This is a genomic window from Izhakiella australiensis (assembly GCF_002006995.1).
Lineage (GTDB): Bacteria > Pseudomonadota > Gammaproteobacteria > Enterobacterales > Enterobacteriaceae > Izhakiella > Izhakiella australiensis.
On the sequence record NZ_MRUL01000012.1, the window covers coordinates 19,475 to 41,326 of the forward strand.

Below are 21,852 nucleotides of genomic sequence, written 5' to 3' on the forward strand. Positions count from 1 at the left end.
GCCCGCGGGCAGCCTGATTTCTATGCGCTAACCCTAACAATCAATCAGCGACGATCGCCGAGGATACGTAGCAGCATCAAAAACAGGTTGATGAAATCGAGATAAAGCGTCAGGGCGCCCATAATCGAATAGCGCCGCATGTTTTCGCTGTCGCGGCTGTCGATATTTTCGCCGATACTCTTCAGACGCTGGGTATCATACGCCGTCAGGCCAACAAACAGCAGAACCCCAATGTAGGTTATCGCCATCGTCAGTCCGCTGCTCTTCAGCCAGATGTTGACCACCGATGCCAGCACAATACCAATCAGCCCCATGAACAGCATGCTGCCAAAGCGGCTTAAATCACGCTTAGTGACATATCCCCACAGGCTCATCGCCCCGAAGGTGCCGGCGGTGACCGCAAAGGTGCTGACGATTGAGACGCCGGTGTAGACCACGAATATGCTGGATATCGTCAGGCCCGTCAGCGCCGAATAGAGCATAAACAGCGTGGTTGCCAGCGCGCCGCTCAGGCGATGCACCATGCCCGACAGCACGAAAACCAACGCCAGCTGAGCGATAATCAGGCCGAAGAAGGTTATCTGGCTGGAAAAGATAAACTCCTGCACTCTGCTGTTATGTGCAGCGAACCAGGCGACGAAAGCGGTCAGCAGCAGACCGCTGCTCATCCAGCCATAAACCTGGGCCATGTAAGTCTGAATACCGCTGCGGGTCTGGCGCAACAGCGAGTCATCCGATCGTGAAAATCGATCCATGATAGTCCCCTTTTTCTTCAGTGAGAGTGACAATCTTGACGTCGGGAGAAACCCGCCATCCCCCGCTAAGTCTGGCACACTTGCTACCCCACTGACCAGTAGCTGCCGCATATTTGTCAGTAATGATAAGTTTCGTTTAACTGCAGCGCGCTTTGCCTTTTTCTGGCGATAAAGTATCCGCTCGCCCTGCCGATACAGATAGCAGGAGCCTTACATCACAGGATGTTCACTATTAGCAACCTATCCGGGAGAATGCTATGCCCATCCTGTCTGGCCGCAAAGGCAAACTGAGTACCCGCGCGCAGATGCTGATCGCGGGTGCGCTGACTATTACGCTGGGCTTTACCGTCACCATCGGCTTGCTCAGCTGGCAGTCCAGCAGCCAGCAAAAAATGCTGGCGGAAAAATACCTTGGGGAAATCGCCCAGACCAGCGCGCTACAAATGCAGCGTGAACTCGACTATGCGCGCGACGTAGCCCACAACCTCGGCCTGTCTTTGATCGCCCTGCCCGGCGTCGGCATTACCGACCGTAAAGTGGTCGATAAGCTAACCGAATATGCACTGCGTGATAATCCCAACTATCTCTCGGTTTCGGTAATTTTCGAACCTAACGCTTTTGATGGCCGCGATGCTGAATTTAACGGCAAGCCTGGCCAGGCCCCTGAAGGGCGCTACGCCTGGTTTGTCGATCGCGATGCTGCGGGTAATTACAATATGCATGCGCTGCTGTCATACCTTAAACCGGGTGACGGCGATTACTACCTCGTACCGCAAAGAACCCGTAAAGATGCCCTGATTGAGCCTTACAGCTACGCTTACAATGGCGTGCCAACCTTACTGACCTCGGTGGTCTCGCCGGTACTGGATAACGGGCAGCTTAAAGTGGTGGTTACGTCCGATATCTCGCTGGCCTCGCTACAGCAGCGCGTCGGTAAAATCCGCCCCTGGCAGGGCGGCGGCTACGCAATGTTGCTGTCCTCTGATGGTAAAGTGGTCTCCTATCCGGATAAGTCGCTGGCAGGTAAAGTGTTTAAAGGCCCGACCGATGGCTATTCAGAAGGCATCACCCAACGCGATGATAAGGTGCTCGGCGAACCCGCGCTGGTTACCTGGCGCAAGATCACCATCGGCAACAGCGATAAGTCCTGGTACCTCGGCGTAGTCGCACCGGTCAGTATGGTCATGGCGGCGGCAACCCATCAGCGCAATAACGCACTGATGCTGATGGCCTTCAGTATCCTGCTGGTTAGCGCCGTACTGGGTGTACTGTTCAGCCGCCGCGTTCTGCGCCCGTTGGGCGGTGAACCCGCTGACGCTACCGCTATCGCGATGGCGGTCGCCGAGGGCAACCTGACCACGGATATACCGGTTAAAAATGGCGATCGCGCCAGCCTGTTTTACGCCCTGCACACAATGCAGAACCAGCTTCGCGATATGGTGAGTCATATCAAAATCGCCAGTGAATCGGTGCGGCAAGGCGCAGAAGAGATTGCCAGCGGCAACCTCGATCTGGCCGCGCGCACTGAGCAACAGGCCGCCGCGCTGGAGCAGACTGCAGCCAGCATGGAGCAGTTGACCTCCACCGTTAAGCACAATGCTGACAACGCCCATCAGGCGACGACGCTGACCGAAAACGCCAGCGACACTGCACGCCGTGGCGAAGGCCTGGTCAGCGAAGTCGTGGAAACCATGTCGCAAATTGATGACAGCGCGAAGAAGATCGGCGATATCACCGCTATCATCAACAGCATCGCCTTCCAGACCAATATTCTGGCGCTCAACGCGGCGGTGGAAGCCGCCCGTGCCGGCGAGCAGGGACGCGGCTTTGCGGTGGTGGCGTCGGAAGTTCGCAACCTGGCGCAGCGCAGCGCCAGCGCGGTGAAAGATATTGCCGCGCTGATTGAAGAGTCCAGCCAGCGGGTTGAGGGGGGTGTGCGTCGGGTACGCGATGCCGGCCGCACCATGAGCGAATTAACCCAGGCCGTGCATTCGGTACAAACCATTATCGGCCAGATCGTCGCCGCCTCCGATGAACAGGCGCGCGGCATCGGGCAGGTAACGATCGCGATTAACGAAATGGACGGCGCCACCCAGCAAAACTCATCGCTGGTACAGGAAATGTCAGCCGCTGCCGGCTCGCTGGAAAGTCAGGCGCAGCAGCTGTCGCAAACCGTGCAGCGTTTCCGGCTGGCGGACGACGTTTAGTTTACGGGTTTGTTTATACTGGACAGACGCTCGCCAGGCGCGGGCGTCTGTCACAGGACGCGAAGGTTATCGCCAGACCGGAGCTTAATCAGTTTTTGCAAGTGGTCATTACCCATCTTATTTATAGTATGCGATTCACGCTGACAGGACGGTTTATGCTCGCAATATAAAAATAAGGAAGAAATGAAATGGTTATCCCGACATCACGATATAATAACGCTCACCATTTAGCTGACACCTCGCCTTCTGCTATAGCCAACAGTCATTCTGTTTTTAACGCAAAGTCAGATATATGTAACCAGCCTGAACATGTGATACAAGAAATCGCGTTAGGACTTAATGCTAAAGACTACGCCAGCTTTCAGCTAACGTGTAAATACATAAAAAACAGCCTGCACAGTTTTAAATCCATTCACGCTCAGCTGACCAATAACCAAAGCCGGCAGACTCTTTCCCCGGATTACAGGCGAATCGACAGCGACAGGTTAGTAAGAAGCCTGCTAAAGAAAGACAGTCAGCAGGACGTTATTCTGGGTTTAAAAAATGCCAAAGCAGCGGCGCCCTACTTTCATGCAAGAGACCTCACCTACGTTGACACCAATTATCTTCCGTCAAGCATTTATGAGGAGGATGATACCCGTATAGATGCCGTAATAGGCGCATGCATAGATAAAATGACCACCCTGCGTCCTTCGGGTGAATACTTGCGCTTCGACCGGGAAGGGTTCCCCGACGCTTTATGGCTCAGCAGAATTGTCATTCCGCATGAAGAAATGAATACCACTACGCTGACGGAGATTTTTGCCGTTTTCAACCAGGTATTTAATGAGAAAACCGGCGCAGAAAGACTGATCGTCGCCCGCCTTGCGGACGAACTTAAAAATTACTGGTATGAAAATCCACCAAATAAAATAGAGAAAAAAGAGATTGCGGCATGCGCGTCGCTGTATCCGCGATTACTTAGCGTCGGTAAGCAGGCGAAAAGCGTCGTCGAAGAGTTCCGGTCCTAAAAGCGCCCGCAGTCTTATACCGGCGCATTACAATAACAAAGCCAACCAGCGCCATCCTGTTTGATCAGAGGATGCTATCAACCTTCAAGCCGGGCAGCGTTACCGCCCGGCTTGAAGGCTGCTGCCAGGCTAACGGCTATGCCCGCTTCAGACATTGCTGATAACGGCTGTTCACCCGCTGAGCAAACCAGGCGGTGGTGAGATTACGGGTAATTTTCGGACTTTCAAGCCTGATGCCCGGCAGCATTTCTCGCGGCACCTTGCCATGGCCCAGCTTATCGGCCAGAGCAAACACCCGCTGATACAGCTTACTGTCGGAAAACGCCGCCTCTTCGCCCTGCTCCAGCGCGTCATGAATGGCAGCATTGCTCATATCCAGCCGTCCGGCCAGCGTGCGCACCGCTTTTTCGGTTGCCCCGGCGCGGTCCGATCCATACAGAATAAGATCGCCATCCAGCGCCAGCTTCATGCCGGTCAGTCGATTTACCGCACTCTGAAAGGCCGCGTTACGGCTGGCATACCAGCCCGCGTTGTAGTCAGCAAAGCGATAAAGCGGCTCGCTGTAGTCCGCCGGATAGCCCAGCAAATGCATAATGCCGAAATACATGCCGCCGTGGCGGGTAAATACTTCGCGGCGAACAGTTTTATCCACCGGCCAGGGATAGCCTTCGGCGTGCGCCTCGGCAAAGGCGATGCTGACCTGCATCGGCCCGCCGGTATGCACCGGGTTGAGGCTGCCGAACAGTTTTTGTCCCAGCGGCACCATATCAATAAAATCATCAAAAACCGCGCTCAGCTCTTTTTCGCTACGCACCTTATCCAGCCGTTCGCTGTAGCTGCGTCCGTCAGGTGACTTAATCAGCAAAGCGGTATGCACCACAAAGGCCGGAATATGCAAGGCCGAGGCGCGGCGATCGATCTCTTTCCAGGCAATTTTACCCAGACCCGGCACGGGCGCATCGGCGTTGAAATTCGATTCCTGCCCGGCAACGGCAATGGCCGCGCACAGGTTCCCGGTCTGCGGCGGAATATGCTGCGTATTGAAGGCAATGTAGATATCGCGCGACCAGCCCGCACGGTCCTGAGTCCCTGGCGGCAGCAGTCGGGCGATGCGCGCTTCCACCGTTTGTGGATTAGCCACCTTTTCTTCCTGCTTATGACTACTACAGCCGGCCAGTATCAGCAGCGCCAGTAGCGAAGCGCGGCGCGTCAGTTTATTTTTCATGGTCAGTCCGTGGCAAAAAATGAAAGCGCCTACCTTACCCCGCCGCTGCTGGAACCGCTATCAGATCTGACCGCCTTTTGCATGGGTTGCCGCATCGCCAGCGAAAATCAGATTCTCAGGTCATTACCAGCGCTGTACCGCTTGCTGGTCGCTATCGCGGGCCTCGACCCAGCGTTCGCCCTGCCCGGTAGTTTCACGCTTCCAGAACGGAGCGCGGGTCTTTAGGGTATCCATCAGAAATTCAGCGGCGGCGAATGCCGCACTGCGGTGGGCGGCGCTGATGCCGACCAGCACGATATCATCACCGGGATAGAGCGCGCCAACGCGGTGGATAACCACCGCCCGCTGAAGCGGCCAGCGACGGCGAGCGTCATCAACCAGTTCACTCAGCACCCTTTCGGTCATCCCCGGATAGTGCTCCAGCGTCAGCGCCGCAACGCTGTCGCCGAGGTTATGATTGCGCACCTTACCGGTAAAGGTCACGATGGCGCCATCTTCCGCGTTCTGGCTTAGCCAGCTGTATTCGTCAGCCAGTGAAAACGGCGCCTCGCCGACGCGAATGCGGGTGTTCATCTCAGCCCCCGGTAACCGGTGGAAAAAATGCCACTTCATCGCCCGCGCTCAGCGGATGGTCCGGCGCAACCAGCGTCTGATTGACCGCCGCCAGCAGCTTACCTGGGGTCAGGGCCAGCGCCCAGCGCTCGTCGCGCGCCGCCAGCGCATCACGCAACGCGGCGACGTCCTGGTAGCGTGCCTCCAGCGTCAATGATGCGGTGCCGACCAGCTCGCGCACCTGAGCAAAAAACAGAACGTTAATCATTGCTATTTACCTCAAAGTCACCCGACTTACCGCCGCTTTTACTCAGCAGCCGCAGCCGTTCAATGACGATATCTTTCTGTACTGCTTTACACATATCATAAATGGTCAGCGCGGCGACCGAGGCCGCCGTCAGCGCTTCCATCTCAACGCCGGTTTTCCCGCTCAGGCGACAGCGTGATTCAATACGCACGCGCTGCTGCTCCGGCTGAGCCTCCAGCGTTACCTCGACCTTGCTCAGCATCAGTGGATGACAAAGGGGGATCAGTTCCCAGGTGCGCTTTGCCGCCTGAATGCCAGCAATGCGCGCGGTAGCAAACACGTCGCCCTTATGGTGTTTGCCATCGACAATCATTTGCAGCGTTTCCGGGTGCATAACGACCAGCGCTTCGGCGCGCGCTTCACGTACGGTTTCAGCCTTGGTCGAAACGTCAACCATATGGGCTTCACCCGCCTGATTAATATGGGTTAACCGCGTCATGATTAAACTTTCTTCAGGTGTGAGACAAAATTGCAGGGCGCGGTGCGGGCGTCCAGCTGATCGAAAATAATCCGCTGCCAGGCCGTACGGCAGGCGCTGGATGACCCCGGCACCGCAAAGATCAGCGTCTGATTTGCCAGACCCGCTACCGCCCGTGACTGCAGGGTCGCGCTGCCGATCTCCTCCCAGGAGACCATCCGGAACAGCTCGCCGAAGCCTTCCACCTGGCGATCGAACAGCGGTAACAGCGCTTCAGGGGTACAGTTTTTGTCATAAAATCCGGTGCCGCCGTTAACGATAACCACCTGTACGTCGCGGCTGGCAATCCAGTTAGATACCACGGCGCGAATGCGATAAAGGTTATCAGGCACAATGGCGTGATCGGCCACCAGGTGACCAGACTCGCCGATCGCCTCACGTAAATAATCGCCGGAGGTGTCATTGCTGGCATCGCGTTTATCCGAAACCGTCAGCACCGCCACGTTTAGCGCTGTAAATGCTTCACTGCCCTTTCCCATCTTATTTCCCCTTAGATTCAGCCGCCGATAAATGAGAGATTCTGCGTTATGCCGGTGTTGCCCTGATGCAAAAAATGCCCCTGTTTTTTCTGCTGCAGGCTGCGGGCAATGCGCTGCTGCAAAGCCAGCTGCTGTTCATCGCTTGCCAGCAAATCGCGCAGCGGCACGCCGCCGTCGCCAAACAGGCAGAGATGCAAGTTACCCGCTGCGGAAACGCGCAGTCGGTTGCAGCTGGCACAGAAATCTTTTTCATAGGGCATGATAAGGCCAATCTCACCCTGGTAATCAGGATGCGAAAACACCTGCGCCGGTCCGGCGCTGCGCTGCCGTGGCTGGCTGGTCCAGCCTGAAGCCAGCAGCTGATCGCGAATTACCGCTCCGGAAACGTGATGCTTGCGAAACAGCTCGCTGCCCTCCCCGGTCTCCATTAGCTCAATAAAACGCAGCTGGATAGGTCTGTGGCGGATCCAGTCCAGGAACTGCTGCAGCCGGTTATGGTTCAAGTCACGCATCAGCACAGTGTTGACTTTTATCTGGCTAAATCCCGCGCTAAACGCCGCGTCAATTCCCGCTAAAACCTGCTGTAATTTATCCTGGCCGGTAATGGCATGGAACTGACGTGGATCAAGACTGTCGATACTGACGTTCAGCGCGGTCAGCCCGGCGTTGCGCCATTCAGCAACGTCACGCGCCAGCCGGTAACCATTGGTGGTCATGGCGATTTGCTTGATCCGGGGATTGTCGTCAATCGCCGCAATGATGTCAGTGAAGTCGCGCCGCATAGAAGGTTCACCGCCGGTGATCCGCACTTTTTCAGTGCCGGAAGCGGCGAATGCGCGGGTTACGCGGCGGATTTCATCCAGCGACAGGAAAGATTTTTGCGCGTGGCCATTGGGCCTGTAACCATCAGGCAGGCAGTAAGTGCAACGAAAATTGCAAACGTCGGTGATCGACAGGCGCAGGTAATAAAACCGGCGGTCGAAGCTATCGGTAAATTGTGGCAAAAGGAACACCTTTCCAGTATCGGGAGATGCAGTCATTTCTTCCTGCACCCTGGCAACCTCAGGTTGCGGCCAGGACACCCTATCCGTTGGACGTAGGTATCAAGGCTTAAGTGTCATCACACCCGCAGGTGATAAGTTTTGCCAATTCTACCGCTAAACGCTCGACTTTGCCAAATGACGATTTCGATATATATTTTGATATATAACGTTTTTTCGCCGCATTTTCGTCGCCAGATACGCTAACATTGGCGACAATTTAACGCTGCCTTCAGGCAGAGATAACTTCAGTTTCAGCCGCTGCCGGCCGCTTTTTACCGGCAGCCTTTAAAGGAAATTTATGCGTAATCGCTCATTAGCCGATCTCGACAGAGTTGTAGCACTAGGCGGCGGGCACGGTTTGGGTCGTGTGATGTCTTCCCTTTCATCGCTGGGTTCTCGGCTTACCGGCATTGTCACCACCACCGATAATGGCGGCTCGACGGGCCGCATCCGGCGTTCCGAAGGCGGCATAGCCTGGGGTGATATGCGCAACTGCCTGAATCAGCTGATTACCGAACCCAGCGTGGCCTCAGCGATGTTTGAATACCGTTTTGCCGGTAACGGCGAGCTGGCAGGCCACAATCTGGGAAATCTGATGCTTAAAGCGCTCGATCATCTGAGCGTTCGTCCGCTGGAAGCCATCAACCTTATCCGTAATTTATTGAAGGTCGATGCCTTTCTCATTCCGATGTCAGAGCAGCCGGTTGATTTAGTCGCCGTCGATGATGAAGGCAACACCGTGTACGGTGAAACGGCCATCGATCAGATGAAGCAGCCCCCCCAGGAGCTGATGCTGCTGCCAAGGGTGGCGGCAACGCGCGAAGCCGCCGAGGCGATCAACGAGGCCGACCTGATCCTGATTGGTCCCGGCAGCTTCTATACCAGCCTGATGCCGGTGCTGCTGATTGCCGAAATTGCCCAGGCGCTTCGCCGGACGCCGGCGACCATGGTGTTTATTGATAATTTGGGGAAGGAACTCAGCCCGGCGGCGGCCAGCCTGACGCTGGCCGATAAGCTGGATATCATGGAGCACGCTATCGGTAAAAAAGTCATTGACGCGCTGGTGGTCGGCCCACACGCCAACGCGGCGGCCATTAAGCAGCGGATCGTGGTGCAGGAGCCGCTGGAGGCGGGTGATATTACTTATCGCCACGACCGCCACCTGCTGCATATCGCGCTGGAGCACGCTATCCAGGCCATGGGCTAGCAGCAGAGCCGGACAGGCCGGGAAAATAATGTCCGGGTTAAGAGGCGGCGATAAACAGCTCGCGCAGCTCATGCAGCCGATCGCGCGTCTGTGCCGCCTCTTCGAACTCCAGATTCTGCGCGTGCTTTTGCATCTGCAATTCCAGCTGATGAATCTTTTTTTGCAGCGCCTGCGGCGTAAGCGCCTGATAGCTGGCTTCCGTTTCTGCGGCAACTTTGTTTTTTCCGCTCGACCGGCCACTTTTGTTTTTGCTGACGCCCTGGCCTAATTCGAGAATGTCGGCGATTTTTTTGTTCAGACCCTGCGGCACGATGCCGTTTTCTTCATTGTAGCGCTGCTGCTTTTCACGACGACGCTCGGTTTCCTCAATTGCACGCGCCATTGAGGGGGTGATTTTATCGCCGTAAAGAATCGCCTTACCGTTGATATTGCGCGCCGCGCGTCCGATGGTCTGAATCAGCGAGCGTTCTGAACGCAGGAAACCTTCTTTATCGGCATCAAGTATCGCCACCAGCGATACTTCCGGCATATCCAGCCCCTCACGCAGCAGGTTGATGCCAACCAGCACGTCAAATTCGCCGAGGCGCAGATCGCGGATAATCTCTACACGCTCAACGGTATCAATATCCGAATGCAGGTAGCGCACGCGCTCACCGTGCTCTTCCAGATATTCGGTAAGATCTTCCGCCATGCGTTTGGTCAGGGTAGTTACCAGCACGCGCTCATTGATCGCCACGCGCTTACGAATTTCCGATAACAGATCGTCCACCTGAGTACTGACCGGACGCACTTCCAGCAGGGGATCGAGCAGACCGGTAGGACGAACTACCTGATCGATGACTTCACCGCCGGATTTCTCCAGTTCATATTTGCCCGGCGTCGCAGAAACATAAATCGTCTGCGGCGCCAGCGATTCGAACTCTTCAAACTTCATCGGGCGGTTATCCAGCGCCGAAGGCAGGCGAAAACCGTATTCAACCAGCGTCTCTTTACGCGCCCGGTCACCGCGATACATACCGCCGATTTGCGGAATGGTGACGTGTGATTCATCAATAATCAGCAGTCCGTCCGCCGGCAGGTAATCAAACAGCGTCGGCGGCGGCTCGCCCGGTCCGCGCCCGGAAAGGTAGCGCGAATAGTTTTCGATTCCCGAGCAGTAGCCAAGCTCGTTCATCATTTCAAGATCGAACTGCGTGCGCTGCGACAGGCGCTGCTCTTCCAGCAGCTTGTTATTCGCCAGCAGCGTTTTACGCCGCTCCGCCAGCTCAATTTTAATGTCTTCCATCGCCTGCAGCATGCGCTCACGCGGCGTCACGTAGTGGGTTTTTGGATAGACGGTAAAGCGGGCAATATTGGTTTCTATCTGGCCGGTCAGAGGATCGAACAGCGACAGACGCTCAACCTCATCGTCAAACAGCTCGACGCGGAGCGCGACTTCATCGGATTCTGCCGGAAAAATATCGATAACTTCACCGCGTACCCGAAAGGTGCCGCGCTGAAAAGCCTGGTCGTTGCGGGTGTATTGCAGCTCAGCCAGCCGGCGCAGGATAGAACGCTGATCGATAATCATGCCGCGGGTAAGATGCAGCATCATCTTTAAATAGAGGTCCGGATCGCCCAGACCGTAAATGGCGGAAACCGATGCCACCACCACCACGTCGCGGCGTTCAAGCAGCGCTTTGGTAGCAGAAAGTCGCATCTGCTCAATATGTTCATTTATCGAGGCATCTTTCTCAATAAAGGTATCTGAACTCGGCACGTAGGCTTCGGGCTGGTAATAATCGTAATAAGAAACGAAGTATTCAACGGCGTTTTCCGGAAAAAACTCTTTCATTTCGCCATACAGCTGAGCGGCCAGAGTCTTGTTTGGCGCCAGCACCATGGTCGGACGCTGTAAATCGGCAATCACATTAGCGACCGTAAAGGTCTTGCCGGACCCCGTTACGCCCAGCAGCGTCTGATGAGCCAGACCATCTTCCAGTCCCTCTTTCAGCCGGCGAATAGCTTCTGGCTGGTCGCCAGCCGGTTTGAAAGCAGAATTCAGTTTAAAATCTTTACTCATTTGCGCGCCGCCTGCTGGATGGAAAGCGTAATAAGACAATTATTCTACTCTGCAGTCGGTTTTTTACCAATCTCTTTTACTGGACAAATATCCAGTTACTGCCAATAATTATCATTGATAGTGCGCTTTTGCACTTTCAGCGATCTTTGTGACAGCAGTATGCTCATCGCTTTCAGGGTTATCCCCAACGGCCGAACTGATTTAACAATTGTCAAGCCTGATAAAAGCCGCAGCGATGTCAGATAATACGTACTCCGTTGCCGGCTTGCTTTTATTTAACTATTTGATTATTAAATTTAATTAAATAAAGGCGGCTTTCGCAACATCTCAAGCCAAACCCGCGTCCGCTCTCGCTTGCCGCAGGTTTTCACTCGTTAATGCACATGGTTATCCACAGGAATGGTGGATAACTGGTGACAGCGCCTGATGCATCTGATGTGCATAAACCTGCTTCTGCTTGCGCAACGCCGACTAAATAAATTTTTTTGTTTTTTTTTCACTGCGGTCAGGGTGAAAAAGCCCGGCGAAAATGGGTTAAAAGTCAATTCATCAGCTGGCGCTGGCGATAGATTATCCAGCAGCCGCCGCCGCGGTGCCCCACCCGATGGCAACTGCACCAGCCGCGTTTTACTGCGGCACTAAAAATGTGCAGCCATATAGTTCAGCAATCTGATTATTAATTCTTTCTGACCTTTCGGCCGATTTACTGCGCGGCAACGGCCCTTTTACTTATCTTTGCCGCGCCGATAAATAATCTGGCCTGCTAATTGCTTTATCGATGGTGGGGAAAGTGGGTTTGGTCGTGGAAAGCACCGGCGAGGCTTCAGCCGCGCCGGTGCCAGCGTTAATTGCCGTTTGCCAGACGACGCAGAGCGTGCGCAATCAGGTTTAATCTTTGCGGAGGAAGCGCCATGCTTAGTTTGCGTTCAATTAATCAGTTTTATGGCAAAAATCATACCCTGTGGGATATCGACCTCGATCTGATTCCGGGAACCTGCACCGCCATCGTCGGGCGTACCGGTACGGGCAAAACCACGCTGGTTAACTGCATCATGGGGCGTTTACCGATTAACAGCGGTTCAATCACATGGCAACAGGCCGGTTCGCCCCCCGCTAATCTGCTGCTTGAGCCCAGCGAAACCCGGGCGGCAATGGGTATCGGTTATTTGCCGCAGGGAGGACAGATCTTTACGCAAATGACGGTGGAAGAGAATCTGCTGATTGCCCTGCTGGCCTGCGACGATCGCCAGCGGATCATGCCAGCGATGCTCCATCAGCTGTTTCCGCAGCTGTTCGCGCTGCGTCATCAGCGCAGCGGCGAGCTGCCAGCCGCGCTGCAGCAGCAGTTAGCGCTGGCGCGCGCGCTGGTGCTGCAGCCGCAGCTGCTTATTCTTGATGAACCCACCGAGGGCATGTCGCCTTGGCTGGAGGAAGAAATGGGTAACCTGATCCATCGCCTTAATCGCGATTTCGGCCTGACCATCTTGCTGCTGGAGCAGCGCATCAGCTTTATCCGCCGGGTTGCCGATTATTTCCTGCTGTTGCACTGCGGGCGCAACGTGGCGCAGGGGCGCATGGCACAGTTGGATGAAAGCATGGTCAGTACCTGGCTTGCGCTATGAGTCAGGGTAAGGTGAGAAAGCCGCCCAGATCGCGCTGATGATAAGGATTCGACAGATGCGGTAATTCGCCCAGTAGCGGCGCAGGTAGCCAGCTCTGTAAGGCCTGCAGATATTCGCCGTGGCGCCTTCCCGGCACAACCACGTCGTTGGCAATCCAGCCGGCCAGCCTCAGCCCGCGCGCGCGAATGGCGCCGGCGGTCAGCATGGCATGATTGATACAGCCCAGACGGATGCCGACCACCAGAATCACCGGCAATTGCTCCGCTGCGACCCAGTCGGCAAAGGTATGGGATGCAGACAGTGGCGTATACCAACCGCCAGCGCCTTCGGTAAGCACCCAGTCAGACTGCCGTTCAAGCTGCTGCAATCCGGCGGAGAGCGCGGCGAAGGTAATCGGCTGTCGCAGTTCTTCACTGACAATATGCGGTGCGGTTGCCTCAGCGAACGCCAGCGGATTCACCTGTTCATAAGGCACGGCAACTGCGCTGTTACGCTGCAATGCCAGCGCATCTTCATTACGCAATCCCTGCGCCGTCATTTCACAACCAGAGGCGACAGGCTTGTAACCTGCCGGGCTATATCCGGCCAGCGTTGCCGCCTGTAGCAGCGCGCAGCTGGCCACTGTTTTACCGGTTTCAGTATCGGTACCGGTGACAAAAAAGCGTTTAGTCGCCATCAATAACCCCCAGAATAATGTCATAAGTCAGCGCAAAGCCAGCCGCATCGCGCGGCCAGTCTTGCGCCAGCATAGCCAGCTTGCTGCGGGTAAGCGGCTGGCGATCCGGCAGCTGATGTAAATGGGTAGCGCCGATACCCTTCAGCGACTGCAAAACCTGGCGAATATCGCTAAAATGCAGCGTCAGCGCCTCACGGCGCCAGCGTACCGGCAGGCCTGATAACTGCCTTTGCATCTCACTGAAGGTCATAAATGTATTGACCGGCGCCCGCGCATCCAGTCCACGCCATGCCTGACGCATTTCCTGCAGCGACTCCGCACCTAGCGTGGAAAACAACACCTGCCCGCCAGGACGCGTCACGCGCAGCAGTTCGCCAATCGCCTGAGGCAGATTAGCGCACCACTGCACCGCCAGGTTGCTCCAGCTCAGGTCAAAGCTGTCCGCTTCAAAAGGCAAGGCTTCGATATCGCCACAGGCATAGCGCCACGCCGACGCCTGGCGTTCGGCTTCAGCCAGCATCGCCGACGAGAGATCGAGAGCGGTCACCTGCCAGCCCCTGGCGCTGAAATGACGGCTAAAGCCGCCCGGTCCACAGCCGGCATCCAGCAAGTGACCGGGCGCATTAAGCGCGCCAAGCGCCAGCAGGCGTTCGCCACACAGTCGCTGCAAGGCATCATGCTGCTGATACATTTGCGCCGCGCGGCCAAACGCCTGCGCCACCGCCAGCTTATCCACCTGCTGCATCGCTAAGCGCCTCCAGCAAACTGTCTATTTGCCGCTCGTCATGGGCTGCGCTGAGCGTAATACGCAAACGGGCGCTACCGGCGGGCACCGTTGGCGGACGAATAGCGCCCACCCAGCATCCACGCTGACGCAGCGCCGCGGCAAGTGCCAACGCCCTGTCATCATCGCCGACCACCCAGGGCTGAATTGCACTGTCGGAGTCCATTAAGCTGCCCGGCAGCGTCAGCGCCCGCTGGCGGAAATAGCGGATGTTATGCTGCAAGCGCTGACGGTATTCATCACCTTGTTGTACCAGCAACAGCGCGGCCTGTAGCGCACAAATCTGCGCCGGCGGCATTGCTGTGCTGTATATCAGATGGCGACAGAACTGCAGCAGATATTGCGCCAGCGCCTCACTGCACAACACCGCCGCACCGCTGACGCCGAAGGCTTTACCAAAAGTGACCACCAGTAAATCCGGCTGAACCTGTTGCTGCCAGCAGCTGCCGCGTCCTCCTTCGCCTGACACGCCGATGCCATGGGCATCGTCAACCAGCAACCATCCCTGATGCTGGCGGGTCAGGTGCTGTAAATCCGCCAGCGGCGCACAGTCGCCGTCCATACTGAAGATCCCTTCACTGACCACCAGCGTTTCGCCGCTACAGGGCGATGCCAGCAAGCGCGCCAGCGCCGGAGGCTGATTATGGGCGAAACGCCGCAGGCTGGCCGGGCTTTGCGCGGCCGCTTCCAGCAAGGACGCATGCATCAGACGGTCGGCAAGAATACGATCGCCGGACGCCATCAGCGCCGCAACCAGCGCCTGGTTAGCAGCAAAGCCCGAAATAAACAGCAGCGCGCGGGGGTAGCCAAGCCAGTCCGCCAGCTGCTGCTCAAACTCAGCCTGCACATGGTGATAGCCGGTAACATGAGTTGAGGCGCCGGCGCCGGCGCCGTAGCGCGCGATGCCCTGCTGCCAGGCCGTTAGCAGCTGCGGGTGCTGGCTCAGTCCGAGGTAGTCGTTGCTGGAAAAGTTGAGATAGCTTTTGCCGTCGATCGCGATCTGACTGGCGCCGCGCTGGCTGACCTGATGACGTTCGCGCCACAGGCCCGCCGCCCGCCGCTGCTGGCAGGCCTCGGTAATACGTTGTTGCCAGCCCATTACAGCGCCGCGTTATAGAACTGTTCAGTGTCAGCGTGAACTAACTGCTCAGCCAACGCCTGCTGCTGGGCGTTATCGCCATGCTGCGTCTGGCTATGCTGTGGATTCAGACCCAGCTTGCGGAATAACAGCAGGTCTTTATCTTCTTCAGGGTTAGGCGTGGTCAGCAGCTTACAGCCGTAAAAAATGGAATTGGCGCCGGCCATAAAGCACATTGCCTGGGTCTGTTCGTTCATCTGTTCACGTCCGGCGGAGAGACGCACGTGCGAGCTGGGCATCATAATGCGCGCCACGGCGATGGCACGAATAAAATCAAAGGGATCGACGTCTTCATTATCCGCCAGCGGCGTTCCCTTAACCTTCACCAACATGTTAACCGGCACGCTCTCTGGCGGCACCGGCAGGTTGGCCAGTTGAACCAGCAAGCCGGCGCGATCGCGCACCGTTTCGCCAAGGCCGATAATACCGCCGGAACAGACTTTAATTCCGGCATCACGCACTTTACCCAGCGTGTCCAGCCGCTCCTGATAGCTGCGGGTTGTGATGATATTGCCGTAAAATTCCGGCGAGGTATCGAGATTATGATTGTAAAAATCAAGCCCGGCATCACCTAGCCTGTGGGCCTGCTCATCGCTGAGCGTTCCCAGCGTCATACAGGTTTCAAGCCCCATCTCCTTGACGCCTTTGACCATCGCTTCAAGATAGGGCATATCGCGATCGTGCGGGTTTTTCCATGCCGCGCCCATGCAAAAGCGACCGGAGCCGGCGGCTTTGGCTTTGCGCGCTGATTCCAGCACCGCCTCCACTTCCATCAGCCTTTCGGACTCCAGCCCGGTTTTATAACGCGCGCTCTGCGGGCAATACTTACAGTCCTCCGGGCAGGCACCGGTTTTGATCGACAGCAGCGTGCTGACCTGAACCTGGCGCGGGTCAAAATGCTGACGATGAACCTGCTGTGCTTCAAACAGCAGTTCGAGAAAAGGTTTTTCAAATAAAGCCTGGGCCTGCGACACTGTCCAACGGTTTGCCATGCGGCGCTCCAAAATTCTGTCGTTTGCTAATGAGGTATGGTTATAATTGTAAACTAAATCTTTTTTAATTGGTTTACAATACTATGATATCTGCCGATGACCTCGCCTTTGACCGCCAGCACATCTGGCATCCTTACACTTCAATGACTAACCCGCTGCCCTGCTATCCGGTGGTCAGTGCCCGGCAGGTGATGCTGCAGCTGGCGGATGGTCGCCAGCTGGTGGATGGCATGTCGTCATGGTGGGCGGCAATTCACGGCTATAATCATCCGCGCCTGAACCAGGCAATGAGCGCGCAGATTAATCAGATGTCCCACGTGATGTTCGGCGGCATTACCCATCCTTCGGCCATCGCGCTGTGCCGCCAGCTGGTCGCCATGACGCCTGACGCACTGCAGTGTGTTTTTCTCGCCGATTCCGGGTCGGTTGCCGTTGAGGTCGCGATGAAAATGGCCCTGCAGTTCTGGCAGGCCAGGGGCGAGAAGCGTCAGCGCTTTTTGACGCTGAAGCGGGGCTATCACGGCGATACCTTCTCCGCCATGTCGGTATGCGATCCGCAAAACTCAATGCATAGCCTGTGGCAGGGTTATTTACCGCAGCATCTGTTTAGCCCGGCGCCACAATGCCGCTTTGATGATGCCTGGCAGCAGGAGGATTTCACCCCCTTTGCCCGTCTGCTGGAGCAGCATCATCACCAGGTCGCGGCGGTGATCCTCGAACCTATCGTGCAGGGTGCTGGCGGCATGCGTTTCTATCATCCGGAATATCTGCGCCAGGTTAAAGCCGCCTGCGAGCAGTACGGCATCCTGCTAATCGCCGACGAAATCGCCACCGGCTTTGGCCGCACCGGCAAGCTATTTGCCTGTGAGCACGCGCAGGTAACCCCGGATATTCTCTGTCTCGGCAAGGCATTGACCGGCGGCACCATGACGCTCTCGGCCACCCTCACCACCCGGCAGGTTGCGGAGACTATCAGCAACGGCGAGGCAGGCTGCTTTATGCACGGCCCGACCTTTATGGCCAATCCTCTCGCCTGCGCGGTGGCCTGCGAGAGTCTGGCGCTGCTACAGGAAAATCACTGGCCGGCGCAAGTCGCCGCCATTGAGCGGCAGCTACGTGAAGCGCTGATGCCGCTGCGCGCCGAAGCGCTGGTGGCGGACGTACGGGTGCTGGGAGCGATTGGCGTGGTGGAAACTCACCTGCCGGTTAATATGGCCGCACTCCAGCGCTTCTTCGTCGAGCGCGGCGTCTGGATCCGCCCGTTTGGTAAATTAATATATCTGATGCCGCCCTATATTATTTCCTCTGAGGCGCTAAGCCGGCTGACGCAGGCGGTGGCAGCGGCGGTACAGGATGCCGCGCTGTTTCTGGCTGCACAATGCGTTCCGACAGGCGCTGCGTGAATACACTACAGTTACAGGATGACTGCTAACAGAGGAAAGAATATGTCACAGCAACGCGATACCAATCGCCGCATCGTGCTGGCTTCCCGGCCGCACGGCGCGCCGACCGAAGCCAACTTTCGTCTTGAATCTCAACATCTGCCGCAGCTCGCTGAAGGCCAGGTCCTGCTGCGCACCGTCTGGTTGTCGCTCGATCCTTATATGCGCGGACGCATGAGCGATGCCCCCTCGTACGTGCCGCCGATCGCGATTGACGCCGTAATGGGCGCCGGCACCATCGCCAGAGTGGAAAAATCACGCCACGCCGACTTCATGGAGGGAGAATGGGTGGTAAGCCAGAACGGCTGGCAGGATTTTGCCCTGTCCGACGGGCGCGACCTGCAGCGTCTGCCTGAGGCCGCGCGCCAGCATCCTTCATGGGGGCTGAGCCTGCTGGGAATGACCGGCTTCACCGCCTATATGGGGCTGCTGGATATCGGTCAGCCGCAGGCGGGGGAAACGGTCGTGGTGGCCGCCGCAACCGGCGCGGTGGGATCGGTTGTCGGGCAAATTGCCCGCCTTAAAGGCTGCCACGTGATTGGCATTGCTGGCGGCGCAGAGAAATGTCGTTTTGCCGAGCAGATGCTGGGCTTCGATCGCTGCCTCGACCACCGCGATCCGTCGCTGGCTGAGCAGCTACGCAGCTACTGCCCGGACGGGATCGACGTCTATTTTGAAAACGTCGGCGGTAAGGTGTTCGACGTGGTGCTGCCGCTGATGAATCCACGCGGCCGTATTCCGCTTTGCGGCCTGATAGCCGACTATAACGCCAGCGCGCCGTCAACCTTACCGGACCGACTGCCGCAGCTGCAGGGGGCGATATTGCGCAAACGGCTGCGGGTGCAGGGCTTTATCATTACTCAGGACTATCCGCACCGCTTTGATGAATTTGTCCGTCAGATGGGCCAGTGGGTAACGGAAAAACGCATCGTACTGCGCGAAGATATCTATGACGGTTTGGATAACGCGCCGGAAATTTTCGCCGGGATGTTAGAGGGGCGTAACTTTGGTAAGGTTGTGGTTCGGGTTGCACCGGATCAGCCCTGAGTCGGCAGCGAAGTCCGGCGGCGTTCGGATGAATTAACCTTTCGACTTTATTTATCCTTGAAGGGAGAAGCTATGAAGCTCTACAGCCACAATTTCAACGACGGCGACAAGATGCCGGAGCGCCATGTCTTTAACGGCATGGGCTATCAGGGAGATAACCTGTCTCCCCATCTGGCCTGGGATGAGGTTCCAGCCGGCACCAAAAGTTTCGTTATAACTTGTTTCGACCCCGACGCGCCGACCGGTTCCGGCTGGTGGCACTGGGGCGTAGCGAATCTGCCGGCAGATACGCGGGTACTGCCGCAGGGCGCCGGTTCCGGCACCGCCGATCTCCCAACCGGCAGCGTACAAACCCGCACCGATTTCGGCAGTAGCGGCTACGGCGGCGCGGCGCCGCCAAAAGGCGAAAGCCACCGCTACGTATTTACCGTTTATGCACTCGACGTCGACCATCTCGAGGTTGATCAACAATCCAGCGGCGCGCTGCTGGGCTTCAATGTTCACTTCCATAAGCTTGACAGCGCGTCTATCACCGCTGTCTACAGCTAGTAAATGTTACCGGCGTCAGTCTTATTAGCGGCTGGCGCCCTGCCCTCATTATCCCCTGCTTTTTTCGCTAAATTATTTTACGGCACCGGACCTCGATCGCGTTTCAGGACGCCAGCGACCGTTTTTTGTTGATATAAAACAGGCTGTTTAATCAACGCTGAGGGTTTTATCATTATGTTTCGATTAGTCGCACTGTGCGCTGGCCTGCTGCTGAGCCTGCAAACTTTTGCCAGCATCGGTTTTCATCAGCTCACCATGAATACGGCAAATTACCGGGCGCTGAACGTGGCAGTCTGGTATCCGGCAGCCGACGGCGGCAAGGCGGAAAAGGTGGGTGATAATAAGGTTTTTAGCGGCGTAGCGGCGATGCGTGATGCCCCGCCTAGCGCTGGCATCCATCCACTGGTCGCCATTTCTCATGGCTACAATGGCAGCTGGCGTAACGCTGTCTGGCTGGCCGCCGCGCTGGCGGAGCAAGGCTATATTGTTGCCGTCGTCGATCACCCCGGCACGACCACCTTCAACCAGAATCCCGCCGATGCGCAGCAGCTGTGGCTGAGGCCTGTCGATGTGAAAAAAGTGATTAACTATCTGATAGCCCATCCCAACGCAGGCGGCCGGGTAGATGAAAGCCGTATTGCCGCGATCGGTCATTCGCTGGGAGGCTGGACGGTGATGGAACTCGCTGGCGCGCGGTTTGATGCTGCTCGTTTCAAAACCGACTGCCGGCAACACCCAAATCTGGCGGGCTGCAAGCTGTCAGCAAAGCTTGGCGTAAGCAATCAACACAATTATGCAAAGTTAAACGTCAGCAATGAGGATCAGCGGGTTAAGGCGGTGGTCTCTCTCGATCTCGGTCTGGCAAGAGGCTTTACGCCAGCCAGTCTGGCAGCCATTGATAAACCGGTGCTGGTCATGGCCGCCCAGGCCGACAGCCCTGAGGTTTCCGCCCAGCTGGAGTCGGAATATCTAGCCGCCGCACTCCCCCGGCAGCGCGTTCAGTTTGTCAGCGTAGCGGGCGCAACCCACTTCAGCTTTATGCAGAGCTGCAAACCCGGCGCTGAAGCCATAATCAACCAGAATGCACCGGGAGAAGGTATTATCTGCCTTGATGGCGACCATAGCAGTAGAGCGGAGATCCACCAGCGGCTCATCGGGCAAATCAGCCGTTTTCTTAGCAAGGCGCTGAACTATCACTGGCAGTCCGGCGATACTCGCCCGGCGCCATCCCGCTGATGCGTAAAAATTCACGGTTAAAGTTTGACTTGGTGCTGAAGCCCGCCGCTAACATAACTTCGCTAACCGGCAGTCCGGTGGTACGCAGCAATTGCTGGGCTTTTTCAACTCTGAACCCGTTGATCCACTGAGAAACGTTACAACCGCGCGTACTATTTACCGCCCTGGAAATATTACGCGCGGGTACGCCCGCTTTACGCGCCAGCAGATCCAGCGTGAGGTCGCCATTCAGGAATAGCTGGCGCTCACGGATCAACGCTTCAATATGTACGCAGAGTGCGCCCAGCGCCTCCTCTGAAGCGTCATCACTATCGCCAGCCGCCAGAGCGCGTTCCGCCTGCGGCGCGCCGGGCTGTACCAGCGGCGGTCGCGTTTTACCGGCCGAGATAATCGCCAGGCAAAGGAAAGGCAACAACACAAGCTGCAACATGGCCACCAGCTGCGGGGCCTGCTGGCCGTGATAAAAACTAAAGTCCAGGCTGAGGATCAGGTCGCTCAGCCCGGAAAAGCAGAGGAAAATACCGGCAGCAATGCGCATTCGCAGCGCTGTCGGCGCCTCGCTGATGCGGGTAAAAATCTGCGCATCCGCCCCCTGACGGGCGGCGAGCATCAAACTAACGCCATAGCCCGCGTAAAGTATAAACAGCACAGCGTCGGTTGCTGGCGGCCAGCACAGCTGTACGACGATAGCTGAGCAGGCGGGTATCGCGCTGGCCAGTAAACGCGGCATTTTTGTTTGCACGCTCAGCGTGGCAAAACAGCGCCACGCCAGCGGCGGCAGCAAGGTGGCCAGCGCAGACTGAAAACCATGCAGGCTGTCGATCCCGCCTCCCCAGCGCAGGGCGTTGACGAAAAGCAGCAGCGCGCAGGCGGCGATAAAACAGAGCGCGCGGCGGTATTCCCATCGGTGCTGATGGTAAACGGTGAACAATAAAAGCAGCAGGATAAACAGTGTGATAAACGGCAGCGGCACGGATGGCATGAGGAAGGCTGTCAGCGAGAAAAAAGGTTAGCTGATTGTTACATAATGCTGAAAAAAAA

At 56.7% G+C, this 21,852-nt stretch carries 21 protein-coding genes and 1 riboswitch; of the genes, 8 read left to right on the forward strand and 13 right to left on the reverse strand.

The genetic code is table 11. From position 1 onward, the window contains the following. Positions 1 to 44: 44 nt before the first annotated feature. A complete protein-coding gene (locus tag BTJ39_RS15980; protein WP_078003691.1) occupies positions 45 to 755 on the reverse strand; it encodes a Bax inhibitor-1/YccA family protein in 711 nt (236 codons plus the stop codon). A gap of 257 nt (positions 756 to 1,012) precedes the next feature. On the opposite strand from BTJ39_RS15980, the gene BTJ39_RS15985 reads away from it, so the two are divergent. Both BTJ39_RS15985 and BTJ39_RS15990 read left to right on the forward strand, forming a co-directional pair. Further along, on the forward strand, positions 1,013 to 2,962 hold the full coding sequence (locus BTJ39_RS15985) for a methyl-accepting chemotaxis protein (RefSeq protein WP_078003692.1): 1,950 nt from the start codon (positions 1,013 to 1,015) through the stop codon (positions 2,960 to 2,962). Between the two features lie 188 nt (positions 2,963 to 3,150). After that, complete coding sequence (locus BTJ39_RS15990; RefSeq protein ID WP_078003693.1) at positions 3,151 to 3,972, forward strand: hypothetical protein; 822 nt, start codon at positions 3,151 to 3,153, stop codon at positions 3,970 to 3,972. Between the two features lie 136 nt (positions 3,973 to 4,108). On the opposite strand, the gene BTJ39_RS15995 is transcribed toward BTJ39_RS15990, so the two are convergent. From BTJ39_RS15995 to moaA, 6 genes are all read right to left on the reverse strand, one after another. Beyond that, positions 4,109 to 5,197, reverse strand: coding sequence for a DUF1615 domain-containing protein (locus BTJ39_RS15995; protein WP_078003694.1), 1,089 nt, complete (start codon positions 5,195 to 5,197; stop codon positions 4,109 to 4,111). A gap of 123 nt (positions 5,198 to 5,320) precedes the next feature. Then, entirely contained in the window at positions 5,321 to 5,770 is a 450-nt protein-coding gene (moaE, locus tag BTJ39_RS16000) for a molybdopterin synthase catalytic subunit MoaE (protein ID WP_078003695.1), read from the reverse strand. A gap of 1 nt (position 5,771) precedes the next feature. Next, the gene (gene moaD, locus BTJ39_RS16005) at positions 5,772 to 6,017 is read right to left on the reverse strand and encodes a molybdopterin synthase sulfur carrier subunit (protein ID WP_078003696.1); all 246 of its coding nucleotides are present in this window, start codon (positions 6,015 to 6,017) and stop codon (positions 5,772 to 5,774) included. Next, on the reverse strand, positions 6,010 to 6,495 hold the full coding sequence (gene moaC, locus BTJ39_RS16010; protein ID WP_078003697.1) for a cyclic pyranopterin monophosphate synthase MoaC: 486 nt from the start codon (positions 6,493 to 6,495) through the stop codon (positions 6,010 to 6,012). The genes moaD and moaC overlap by 8 nt, the downstream gene beginning before the upstream one ends. A 2-nt stretch (positions 6,496 to 6,497) precedes the next feature. Next, positions 6,498 to 7,013: a molybdenum cofactor biosynthesis protein B gene (gene moaB / locus BTJ39_RS16015; protein WP_078003698.1), complete on the reverse strand. Its 516-nt coding sequence runs from the start codon at positions 7,011 to 7,013 to the stop codon at positions 6,498 to 6,500. Between the two features lie 17 nt (positions 7,014 to 7,030). Beyond that, positions 7,031 to 8,017, reverse strand: coding sequence for a GTP 3',8-cyclase MoaA (gene moaA / locus BTJ39_RS16020; RefSeq protein WP_078003699.1), 987 nt, complete (start codon positions 8,015 to 8,017; stop codon positions 7,031 to 7,033). After that, a riboswitch (molybdenum cofactor riboswitch) is annotated at positions 8,008 to 8,142 on the reverse strand. It overlaps the preceding gene by 10 nt. A gap of 212 nt (positions 8,143 to 8,354) precedes the next feature. Here moaA and yvcK point away from each other — a divergent pair. Continuing rightward, positions 8,355 to 9,263 (forward strand): uridine diphosphate-N-acetylglucosamine-binding protein YvcK, encoded by a 909-nt coding sequence (gene yvcK, locus BTJ39_RS16025; RefSeq protein WP_078003700.1) that lies wholly within the window; start codon positions 8,355 to 8,357, stop codon positions 9,261 to 9,263. A gap of 37 nt (positions 9,264 to 9,300) precedes the next feature. On the opposite strand, the gene uvrB is transcribed toward yvcK, so the two are convergent. Beyond that, positions 9,301 to 11,325, reverse strand: coding sequence for an excinuclease ABC subunit UvrB (gene uvrB / locus BTJ39_RS16030; protein ID WP_078003701.1), 2,025 nt, complete (start codon positions 11,323 to 11,325; stop codon positions 9,301 to 9,303). A 911-nt stretch (positions 11,326 to 12,236) separates the two neighbouring features. Between uvrB and BTJ39_RS16040 the strand changes: the two genes are divergently transcribed. Then, the gene (locus tag BTJ39_RS16040; protein WP_078003703.1) at positions 12,237 to 12,947 is read left to right on the forward strand and encodes an ATP-binding cassette domain-containing protein; all 711 of its coding nucleotides are present in this window, start codon (positions 12,237 to 12,239) and stop codon (positions 12,945 to 12,947) included. Position 12,948: 1 nt separating this feature from the next. On the opposite strand, the gene bioD is transcribed toward BTJ39_RS16040, so the two are convergent. Genes bioD through bioB form a run of 4 tightly spaced genes read right to left on the reverse strand, consistent with a single transcriptional unit; the run spans position 12,949 to position 16,537 of the window. Next, entirely contained in the window at positions 12,949 to 13,623 is a 675-nt protein-coding gene (gene bioD / locus BTJ39_RS16045; protein ID WP_078003704.1) for a dethiobiotin synthase, read from the reverse strand. After that, on the reverse strand, positions 13,613 to 14,368 hold the full coding sequence (gene bioC / locus BTJ39_RS16050; RefSeq protein ID WP_078003705.1) for a malonyl-ACP O-methyltransferase BioC: 756 nt from the start codon (positions 14,366 to 14,368) through the stop codon (positions 13,613 to 13,615). Before bioC ends, bioD begins: the two co-directional genes overlap by 11 nt. Further along, entirely contained in the window at positions 14,352 to 15,506 is a 1,155-nt protein-coding gene (bioF, locus tag BTJ39_RS16055) for an 8-amino-7-oxononanoate synthase (RefSeq protein WP_078003706.1), read from the reverse strand. The genes bioC and bioF overlap by 17 nt, the downstream gene beginning before the upstream one ends. Then, positions 15,506 to 16,537 (reverse strand): biotin synthase BioB, encoded by a 1,032-nt coding sequence (gene bioB / locus BTJ39_RS16060; protein WP_078003707.1) that lies wholly within the window; start codon positions 16,535 to 16,537, stop codon positions 15,506 to 15,508. Before bioB ends, bioF begins: the two co-directional genes overlap by 1 nt. An 83-nt stretch (positions 16,538 to 16,620) precedes the next feature. On the opposite strand from bioB, the gene bioA reads away from it, so the two are divergent. The 4 genes from bioA (at position 16,621) to BTJ39_RS16080 (ending at position 20,811) form a co-directional block, all read left to right on the forward strand. Further along, positions 16,621 to 17,940, forward strand: a complete 1,320-nt coding sequence (bioA, locus tag BTJ39_RS16065) for an adenosylmethionine--8-amino-7-oxononanoate transaminase (RefSeq protein WP_078003811.1) — start codon at positions 16,621 to 16,623, stop codon at positions 17,938 to 17,940. A gap of 42 nt (positions 17,941 to 17,982) precedes the next feature. Further along, positions 17,983 to 19,026: an NADP-dependent oxidoreductase gene (locus tag BTJ39_RS16070; RefSeq protein ID WP_078003708.1), complete on the forward strand. Its 1,044-nt coding sequence runs from the start codon at positions 17,983 to 17,985 to the stop codon at positions 19,024 to 19,026. Between the two features lie 72 nt (positions 19,027 to 19,098). Then, the gene (locus tag BTJ39_RS16075) at positions 19,099 to 19,575 is read left to right on the forward strand and encodes a kinase inhibitor (RefSeq protein WP_078003709.1); all 477 of its coding nucleotides are present in this window, start codon (positions 19,099 to 19,101) and stop codon (positions 19,573 to 19,575) included. 174 nt (positions 19,576 to 19,749) lie between these two features. Beyond that, positions 19,750 to 20,811, forward strand: coding sequence for an alpha/beta hydrolase family protein (locus tag BTJ39_RS16080; protein ID WP_078003710.1), 1,062 nt, complete (start codon positions 19,750 to 19,752; stop codon positions 20,809 to 20,811). Here the strand turns inward: BTJ39_RS16080 and BTJ39_RS16085 are convergent. Then, positions 20,750 to 21,793, reverse strand: coding sequence for a helix-turn-helix domain-containing protein (locus BTJ39_RS16085; RefSeq protein WP_078003711.1), 1,044 nt, complete (start codon positions 21,791 to 21,793; stop codon positions 20,750 to 20,752). The two genes, BTJ39_RS16080 and BTJ39_RS16085, sit on opposite strands and share 62 nt — an antisense overlap. Positions 21,794 to 21,852 lie beyond the last annotated feature (59 nt).